General features: G+C 36.9%; 5 protein-coding genes. 2 read left to right on the top strand and 3 right to left on the bottom strand.

Features of this window, described 5'->3' with window-relative positions; genetic code table 11:
* The first annotated feature begins 452 nt into the window (after nucleotides 1-452).
* On the top strand, nucleotides 453-1,571 hold the full coding sequence (locus tag NSS92_RS19445; protein WP_047203784.1) for a response regulator aspartate phosphatase: 1,119 nt from the start codon (nucleotides 453-455) through the stop codon (nucleotides 1,569-1,571).
* An 816-nt stretch (nucleotides 1,572-2,387) separates the two neighbouring features.
* Complete coding sequence (locus tag NSS92_RS19440) at nucleotides 2,388-3,410, top strand: protein rep (protein ID WP_340870446.1); 1,023 nt, start codon at nucleotides 2,388-2,390, stop codon at nucleotides 3,408-3,410.
* 37 nt (nucleotides 3,411-3,447) lie between these two features.
* On the opposite strand, the gene NSS92_RS19435 is transcribed toward NSS92_RS19440, so the two are convergent.
* The 3 genes from NSS92_RS19435 to NSS92_RS19425 all read right to left on the bottom strand — a co-directional run bounded on the left by NSS92_RS19435 (nucleotide 3,448) and on the right by NSS92_RS19425 (nucleotide 5,835).
* Entirely contained in the window at nucleotides 3,448-4,053 is a 606-nt protein-coding gene (locus NSS92_RS19435; RefSeq protein WP_340870443.1) for a hypothetical protein, read from the bottom strand.
* Nucleotides 4,054-4,557: 504 nt separating this feature from the next.
* On the bottom strand, nucleotides 4,558-4,929 hold the full coding sequence (locus tag NSS92_RS19430; protein WP_340870441.1) for a hypothetical protein: 372 nt from the start codon (nucleotides 4,927-4,929) through the stop codon (nucleotides 4,558-4,560).
* A 393-nt stretch (nucleotides 4,930-5,322) separates the two neighbouring features.
* The gene (locus NSS92_RS19425; protein WP_340870439.1) at nucleotides 5,323-5,835 is read right to left on the bottom strand and encodes a DUF3967 domain-containing protein; all 513 of its coding nucleotides are present in this window, start codon (nucleotides 5,833-5,835) and stop codon (nucleotides 5,323-5,325) included.
* Nucleotides 5,836-6,787: the final 952 nt, after the last annotated feature.

Here is a 6,787-nt window from a genome sequence, read left to right as displayed (position 1 = left end):
TTGGTGGAGATGGTAGAATAAGAGAAAGTTTTATTCATCTGATTGTTTGGCGAAGGTGCGAAGCGAAAAGGCGGCGGTAGTCGCCTGAGTGGCAACGAAAAGCGAAGCACCGAGAGCCAAACGGGAACCCCCCCATGCTAACAGGGGGGTAGTACGCAAGATGAAAATAAAACGTATAAAAAAACATGTCGTGCATTTCAAAAATGCCGTTGAGAGCGTTCAGATTCGATTCTGAGCGCTTTTATTTTTGTTCAGGTAATTGAAATAGGGGATGTGTCAAAAACGCTTATAAGGGATTTAAATGCGTTTTTTCGTTTTGTCTGCTGAATTCATTTTAAAAAACGTTTGCGAGATACCGAAAATTTTCAAAAATGGAAACGCAAGCAAGTTATAGTCGTATTTCATGTGCTAGGATTTAACATAAAAAAGCGATGTATCGGGGGATTGATGGTATGGGAACTATTGCAGCGCCTGTGGTTGGTCAGAAGATTAATGAATGGTATCGGCATATCAAAAGGTTGAATGTGACAGATGCAGAGATTCTCCGTAACGAAGTTAAGAATGAACTGGATTTGATGGAGGAAGACGAACAGGTTGTTCTTTATTTTCAGCTAATGGAATTTCGCCATGAACAGATGCTTGAATACGTAAATCCATCAAAAAATACTGTCAACAAAGCTGATTATTTGAGAGCTGTCGAAGGTGAAGGAAAAAGGCTTACTGGTATTATGGAGTACTACTTCAATTTTTTCAGAGGGATGTATGAGTTTTCTAAAGGGGAGTACATAAAAGCTATTACATTTTATCGCTATGCTGAAAGAAAACTTGATAAAGTAGCTGATGAATTGGAGCGTGCGGAGTTCTTTTTCAAAATGGCAGAAATCTTTTATCACATGAAGCAAACACATCTATCTATGTATTATGTTGAACAGGCGTATCATGCTTATAAGGCAAACAGTATATATCAAGTTAGGTTAATCCAGTGTAGATTCGTGATTGCGGGAAATTATGACGATTTGGTCAGTTATGAGAAGGCACTTCCCCATTTGAAACGAGCTTTACAGGAATCTATTGCACTTGGCCATGATTACATTACGACTAAGGGTTTGTTGAATTTAGGAAACTGTTTTAATAAACAAGATGATGTTGCGAAAGCAACAGTATATTACCAACGTGCATTAGAGTTAGGCGAGAAGATCGGTGCTAAAGAGGTTGTACAAGCTTGTTATGATTTAGCCATCATTTTCTTTAAGCAGGGACGAAAAGAAGAAGCTCTTGATTATTGTGTGAAAGGGAAGAGCTATGCTGAAAAGTATGATGATTCTATGTTTGTCGATCTTTTTAATGTGCTTCATGAGTTATATGTGACGGTTTCGCCTAGTGTTGAAGTCAATCAAAAATTCGATCAACTTTTATATAGTCGTGGTTATCCTTATTTAGAAGACCTAGCTTTAGAGGCTGGAAGATTTTATAATGACATAGAACGACTGGATGATTCTGTATTTTTTTATAAGAAGATGATCCAAGTTCAGAAACTGATTCAAAGGGGCGATTTTGAATATGACGTTTAAAAAAATTATGGCTGCCGTTTTGATTTTAGCTGTGACTGTTGCGCCGGTTTATGGTTTAGCGACGCAAGATAACAGCGTTTCTGTTGCGTCAAGGAATGCAACATGATGTATCGTATTCGATTTGTAACATGAAAATTAACAGACCTTTTAGGTCTGTTTTTTTGTGGAAATATCATGTGTAGTTACTTGAAAATAAGACGTAAACGATTAGGTTTTTGAACGTGCTTACCAGAATGTGATTATCCAGGTTGTGATTATCACGTTCTGGTGTGAGGTTTAGTCAAAAGGCTACAGAAAAGGTGTGGAGTTTTTGATTGGCAAAGCAGAGTCTATGATTGCAAGGTTTCAGTGATTAAAAGCTATAAAAATGGTGTTAAAAGCTAATGAAAAGCTACAAAAAAAGTGTTAAGGCTATAAAAAGGGTGTTGATGATTACATGAAAGGCTACAAAAAAGGTGTTAAGGCTATAAAAACGGGGGGACTCAATTTTTGAGTAGGGGGGCAAAAAATCAAAAAAAAATCTCCCCCTGCGGGGAAATTTGGTTTAGTCTTTGGTCTTTTAGGTTTTTGGGTTTTGATCTTTTAAAAAGATGGCGGTTTCGCCAGCTTTTTGGGCGATTTTGACGGAGTCAGAATCGTGTCTTTTCTTATCTTGATACATATAGAAACACTGTCATTTTGAAAAAGTAGAATAAATACAGTGATATCAATGGTTTAAAGGTATTTTGACAGGTAAAAACTCCATCTGCTATTATTAAGTCACCACAACAAAAATAATAGAGTGCTAGAGAACTAGCTTCAGAAGGAGTTTTTATTTTGACATATTCATCTGAATCGAATTATAGCATCCTTCAGGACAAAACCGCAACAGGTAAAAAGCGGGATTGGCAAGGAAAAAAGATGCGATCTTCACTAATGTCATCTCATTATGAAGGGCTTGAAAAGCGTATCGGTGCGCCTTACTACGGAAAAAAGGCAGAGAAGATATCTAATTGTGCCGAATGTCTTACGTTTAAAAGAGAAAAAGAAACAGGCAGACTTAAATTATATCAAGCTTATTTTTGTAAAGTGAGGTTGTGCCCTATGTGTGCATGGCGAAGGTCTTTAAAAATTGCTTATCACAATAAGTTGATTGTGGAAGAAGCAAACAGGCAATATAAGCCTGCATGGATATTCCTCACGTTAACAGTTAAAAATGTTGAAGGGGATCAATTGAGACAAGCAATTACAGATATGATGCAAGGTTATAGAAAGCTGTTTCAATATAAGAAAGTGAAAACTGGGACACTTGGTTTTTTTAGAGCTTTAGAGATAACTAAAAATCATAAAGAAAATACATATCACCCACATTTTCATGTGCTTATCCCTGTAAAGAGAAATTACTTTGGTAAAAGTTATATTAAGCAAGCAGAGTGGACAAGTTTTTGGAAGAAGGCAATGAAATTGGATTACACACCGATTGTGCACGTGCAGCGGGTCAAAGGAAAAAAGGGGATTGATGCGGAAGCGATTGAAAAAGAGGTGCGCGAAGCAATAGAAGAACAGAAAGCGATTCTTGAAATTTCAAAGTATCCAGTCAAGGATACGGATGTGATACGTGGGAATGAAGTGACCGAGGAGAATTTGGATACAGTCTATTACTTGGATGATGCATTAAGTGCAAGGCGGTTAATCGGTTACGGGGGGATCTTGAAGGAGATCCACAAGGAACTCAATTTGACGGATGCTGAGGACGGGGATCTTGTCAGAATTGAAGAAGATGATGATGAGGTAGCCAATGAGACGTTTGAGGTCATGGCACGTTGGCATGTTGGGATTAAGAATTACATAATTAATTAGAAAAGCAGGCTAACTGGAGCCTGCTTTCTTATATGGGTTAGTTGATTTTTGCTTTTAGAACTCTATAATCTCCACTGCCGTAAAGTCCTACGTCAACACGAGAAGAGTATTCAACAGGTGTATATTTTAGTGCTTTGAAAGTTCCTCTACTTCGGATTTCCCAAACGCTAGGGTCTAGTTTGTGTTGTGTTGTTTTGTGAGATTTGGAGTACCATACACCAGTTAAGTAAGCATCATAACTGCTACTTTTCAGTTTGCCTTTTTCATAAGTGAATTTACCACTTACTTCATGAGCGAATCCGAATCCCCAAGTAGTATTTGTGACTTTTGCTTTGAATTTCTTTTGTTGAACTGCTTTTGTTGAAATGTCTTCAACTTTCATAGATAACTCAAGCTTGTCTCCTTGTACGTTGAGAGGTTCTTGTACAACAACGTTATCTGATCCTTTTTTTAGTTCAGCATTTGCTTTATCAGTTAGTTGATCTAGTTTGTGGTTGATCTTTTCAACTTCTTTTAGATGTGCGACAGGTTCACTTTGTGTTGCTTTCGCATTTGGAGCATATATTCCTAATGATAGAGTAATTGTAGCAAGTCCCATTAAAACTGTTGAGCTAATTGATTTTTTGGATAGTTTCAAAGTCATATTGTTCAAATCCTCCTTAAATGATAGTATTACAAGCGGTTACAAAAAATGGTTATATAACCACAAACAAGGGACGGTGTATTGTGTATGCTAGCTGTTATTTATACGGTTTTCATAATGTTTTTGGTTTTCTATCTACTGAATTATTTAGGTCAGAAACTAATTGCTAAGGGTCGCCCTGTTAATCATTCAATTATCATGGTGCTCTCACTTATTGAAGCTATAATTGCTATTGTCTTGGCTTACTATAAACCACCTTTTCTATAGAAATCACTCCTTTTTTGGGTATATTTTCATAATATCATTGATTTATTTGGTATTGGGAATTCCTTGGTAAATTTATTTTTTGGTTGCGGTGTCCGCAATCATTTTTTGTACTTTTGTGATTATTGCAGGTGGAGTAGTCAACTACCTTACTTCTTTTTTTGGGTTTTTTAGAATACATCTAAATTTTGTTTGATAATAAAACTATAAAAAGGGCAGAAAATGATATTTCTGCCCTTTTTAATTAGCTGTAATAGAGAATATTGAATGACAACCTGTTTTTAAAGCATTTGGGTAACCACAATAAGCTCTTAAAGAATATTGTCCTGATCCAGCATTAGGGAATTTGTAAGTAAATGAATTTTTTTTGGGAGCAAATGTTTGATACTGTTTTCCATTTTTAAATACTGTAAATACAATACTTCCACTATAAACAAAAGTGTTTATTGATAATTTCTCTCCAGATTTTAAAGTAACTCGTGTGGTTGATGAAGTTTTGTCTTTTGTAAATAGTATGCTATTAGAAGAACCCCTGGCATGTGCTGAGTCAAGACTAGTTACATTAAAAATTGAAACAGATAATATTAAACATAAAAGTATCTTTTTAAACATTTCTACTACACCTTCCTTTTTATTAATTTAAATACAAATACTAGGTTATATTATATTTTTTTACAAAACAATGACTGTATTAAAATTTATGAATTTTATTATTTTGGTTGCGGTGTCCGCAATCATTTTTTTTATTTTTAAGTGCTTTGTTTTAAGGAATTTTTTTGTGATAGAATCCCTTAACTGTGGAGGTGAATGGGATGACGATTGAAATTCATGTGATGGATTTAGGAGCATTCATTTTTTGTACTTTGATGATCATTGCATGTGCAATTTCAGAAACAGAAGAAGCCGGCTATTGAGTCGGCTTCTTCTTTACACGCTTGAAGGAAATCGAGAGATTTTAACACTTACATAGGGGGTGTGTATAAGTGCGCTATTGTCATGAGTGTCTTATTTCCAAAATTGCCACCACTTTTTTTGTTGAGATGCAGCAATCTGTTTTTTCATTTCTTCATTCTCTTTTAGAGCCTCTATGAGGTGTTTGTCGCGTTCCTCAAGCTTAGCCTCAATGTAGTGTTGTTGTTCGTGAATTGTCTGAATAAGAGATTGGATGATTTGTTTTTGTTCATTCATTTGTGAGTTGAGAGTATTCCTTATGTCCTCTATCGACTCATTCAGCGTCAATGCTGTACTTCCTGTATGATTGTCTATTGTGATCGTGATTGGATGTCCCTCATTAGTGAGGACGGTCTCAATGTTTTCTATAGACTTTCCTTCTACGTATAAACCACGAATTTTTTTCAGCAAAGGAATGGACTCATTTGCTACTAAATAGCTCTTTCCGTTTTTCTTTATGTTCAAATGATGGCCATGTTGACGAATATATCTTCGTAATGTGGTATCTGGGATTTGAAGTTCTTTCTCTAATGATTTGATAGAGTGCCATGTTTCTTGGTTATCCATATAATTTCACCACCTCGTTCACCATACGATCATACCTTGATTATTCTAGTTATATCAATGTATCCCTGCGATCACGATCATGGTTGCGTCCATGGATACGATCATACGATCATGCAATGTTTAAGGCTGTGGATACCAATGTGACAGCAAGGAATTCTTATGTTCTTGCATTGAAATATGGAGAGGAGAAAAATGTATGAAAAGCATAAGGGGTTTTTGTCCCCACTTATGGTGTGGAACTAGGCAAAGCCTAGCAAAAAAATGACCCCAAAGAAGTGATGAAATCACTCCTGCAGCAGTGGCGATTTTTGAGGTAATCACTTCCCGATCACTGGCGGATCAGTGATGAAAAATGACCGACCAGTTGCCAATCACTTGTCTAAGTGTCCAGTTATACGCACCAAAAAATGTGCGCTGTTTGAGAAAAACCAACGTGGGTTTTGTCACGAAAGTTTGGTAACGTTTTGTGTTCGAAAAGGAGCGCACCTGCACACAAAGAAAGGGAGCGTTTTGCAAAAAAATCAGTCGCAACAAGGGTTTAATAATGGGTGAATTAAGTTCGTGTTTGTTTTGTGTTGTTTCGGAAAAGGGTGTACTCAAAAGGAGCGTTACTGTTTAAAAAATGGAGTGAAGAACATATGGCATGAGTCAACGGTAAGCGGAACGAAAGTGAGCATTAAGGAGTTGACTCATTCACCACATCCAAAGCCTATTGATTCAAACAAACCCCGTTTGTTTGCGCCAGCCGAAGGGGCATCCCCCGAAGATCGGGGGTAGGGGGTTTGAATATTTGCGATCCAACGGGCTGACCGTTGGCGGGTTTGGGCAGAGCCCATAAAGAGTCACTGGAGAACCAGTGCCCACTTATGCACCTAAAAGATGCACGTGTATTTTCTCTCCGTTCAAAGCAGAATGCCAGGGCATTGTACCGTTGGGAAATTGATGAAAAACT

Origin of the sequence: Bacillus sp. FSL M8-0166 (assembly GCF_038008825.1) — a bacterium.
Taxonomy (GTDB): Bacteria; Bacillota; Bacilli; order Bacillales; family Bacillaceae; genus Bacillus; species Bacillus safensis.
This window is presented reverse-complemented; position numbering and strand designations above follow the sequence as displayed.